General features: G+C 68.3%; 2 protein-coding genes. Both read left to right on the top strand.

What is annotated here, in order from left to right; all coding sequences use genetic code 11:
- Positions 1-303 (top strand): hypothetical protein (locus ACFY9V_RS35410; RefSeq protein ID WP_391164424.1); only part of this gene is annotated, 303 nt, incomplete at its 5' end.
- A gap of 16 nt (positions 304-319) precedes the next feature.
- Positions 320-3100: RHS repeat-associated core domain-containing protein (locus tag ACFY9V_RS35415; protein WP_391164426.1), on the top strand; the 2781-nt coding region annotated here is incomplete at its 3' end.

The following is a 3100-nucleotide window of genomic DNA, read 5'->3' on the forward strand; positions in this document are numbered from 1 at the left end:
AAGCCGGTGCTGACGGCGAAGGTGTCGAGCTCGTCGGGCGGGCAGGTCACGGCGAAGTTCTTCGCGGGGACGTATGCCGCGGGCGGGGCGTGGGATCTGGTCAACGGCGGTACGGTGACGGTCGCTTCGGGCTCGGTCGCCCGGCTGACGCTGCCGGTGTCGATGCCGTTCGGTACGCAGTTCGACTGGCAGGTGCAGGCGTGCCAGGGCACGACGTGCTCGGCGTTGACGACGCTTCAGGACACGCACGTCTCGCCGATGCTGGCGGCCGGGGGCGACGCGGCTGTCGTTCCCGGCCGGTGATCACGTCTCCGCACAGGTGGATGTCGCGTCGGGCAATCTGCTGGTGTCCACCAGCGACCTGACGCTGCCCGGCATCAACGGGGATGTCGGCCTCGGGGCTTCCTACAACAGCGCGTCGGTGGGATCCGGGTTCACCTCGACCTCGGCCGCCGCGGGGTACGGGTGGCTGCTCACCCCGTACGACATCTCGCTGACCGTGCACGAGGAAGGATCGGTGACCTACCGCGGCCAGGCCGGTGTAACGGGCCTGTTCGTGTCCATCGGCACCGGCTTCACGGCGCCGGGCGGGTTCAAGGCGGACCTGGTCAAGAACAGCGACGGCACCTACACGCTGACCGACCACTCCAGCCAGACCAAGCAGACGTTCGACTCCGCCGGAAAACTCACGAAGATCACCGACCGCAACGGCAACGCCACCACTCTCGGCTATTCCGGGTCCCTGCCTGGCTCGATTGTGGCGACCCGCGGCACCACCAGCCAGCGCACCGGCGTGTACGCCAATGCGTCGGGTCATGTGACGACGCTGAAGCAGACCGCCTCGGACGGCTCGGTGCGCACCGTGGCCTACTCCGTCAACGCATCTGGGGACCTGGCCTCGGTGAAGGACACCCTTAACCGCACCACGTCCTTCGGCTACACCGCGCACAAGCTGACGTCGATCACCAACCCCGGCGGCGGCATCACGGAGTTCGCGTACGGCGGCCGCGGAGTGGCCTCGGTCTCCCAGCACAACACCGCCGCCGGTGCGCCCGGCGACTCCGTCACCCGGCTGTCGTACCCGTCTGCCACGCAGACCCTGCTGGCTGCGCCGGACACCGACCAGACGCAGTCGGTTTCCACGGTTCCGCACACCACCTACGACCTCAGCGCGGACAACACCGCGCACGTCACCAAGGCCACCGACGCCGACGGCAACGTCCGTTCCAAGACGTACACGGCGAACTTCGACACCTCCACCAGCACCATCGGTGCCGGGACCGGCGCGTCCACCTCGTCGAACGAGTTCAACGCCAACGGCGGCGAGTCGCTGACCAAGACGACTTCCCCCACGGGTTCGTCGCAGTCCGCGCTCTACGGCAACACCGCTGCCGGGACGAAGTACCTGCCCTCGGCGTCCACCGACGCGCAGTCCAACAGCAGCTCCTACCACTACTCCGGTGCCGGCCAGCGCGACCAGACCACTGACGCCAACGCCGCTGCTGCCAAGGTCACTTACAACAGCGACGGCACCGTCGCCACGTCCACCGACCCGGGCAACAGCGACAGCGCCACCTACGGCTACGACTCCGCCACCCACCAGACCACCTCCCTCACCCCGGTGACCGGCGGATCCCTCGGCGCCCAGAGCTATACGTACGACAGCTACGGCAGGCTCGCCACGGCCAAGGACGGCCGGACCATCACCACCACCTACGCCTATGACGACGCCGACCGCATCACCTCGGTCACCTACTCCGACAGCACTCACGCCGTCGGGTACACCTACGACGGCTTCGGCCGCGTCCGGACCCGCACCGACGCCACCGGCACCACCACCTACACCTACGACGACCTCGGCCACCTCGCCACCCGCACCGCGACCTCCGGCGGCGGCACCCTCACCTACGGATACGACAAGTCCGGCAACCTCGTCACCCTCTCCGACGCCCGCGGCACCGCCACCTACACCTACGACGACGCAAACCTCCTCACCCAGCTCATCACCGCAGCGCCGGCCTCCACCAAGATCCGCTTCGCCTACGACGACCACGGCCGCCGCACCGACACCTGGTACGGCACCGACAACAACCACACCCTCTACAAAGCCCACGTCCACCAGGACTACGACGCCTCAGGCCGCCCCTCCCGAGTCTGGGCCGACCAGGGCCCCGCCACCTCACCCACCCGCCAGTTCGACGTCACCTACTGCCGCGCCGCAGGCGGCACACCCGGCACCACCTGCTCCACCGCCACCACCGACGACCGCAGCCTCCTGCAGTGGTCTAAGGACAACCTCTCGGGGAAAACGACGGCCTACGGATACGACCCGGGCAACCGGCTGACGTCAGTGGCGACTTCGGGGGGTGGGACCACGTACAGCTACGGCTACGACGCGCGCGGCAACCGCACCACCGCCACCGGGACGACCGCCCTGACCCACAACGCCGCCAACCAGATCACCACCAGCGGCTACACCTACGACGCCGCCGGGAACCTCACCAAGACCCCGTCGCTGTCCTCGGTCGCCTACAACGGCGCCGGACAGATGACCGCGGCCACCACACCGGCCGGAACCGGCACCTACACCTACGCCGGCACCGGTCAGACCGAACTGACCCACCAGACCACCGACACCGGCGACAACGTCGACTACGTCTACGGCCGCCCCGACGGCAACGGCCAGCCCGTCATCGAACAGGTCACACTCGACGCAGGCACCGCCTACATCGACCACGACCCCACCACCGGCCAGCCCCTGGTCCTGCGCACCACCACCGGCACCGAGGCGTACTACATCATCGACGGCTTCGGATCCCCCGTGGAATTCATCAACCAGTCCACGGTCACCTCCACCGTCTACCAGTACGACCCCTACGGCGCCTACCAGACCACCACCGCCACCGGATCAGCCGCAGCCCAGAACCCCTACCGCTACGTCGGCGGCACCTACGACCGCACCACCGGCTGGATCAAATACGGCCAACGCTGGTACAACCCCGCCACCGGCCGCTTCACCAGCCAGGACGCACACTCCTTCCTCGCCGACCCCGCCCAGGGAAACCGCTACGCCTACGCAGGCGACGACCCCATCAACAAC

Source organism: Streptomyces sp. NPDC008317 (assembly GCF_042955955.1).
Classification (GTDB): Bacteria; Actinomycetota; Actinomycetes; order Streptomycetales; family Streptomycetaceae; genus Actinacidiphila.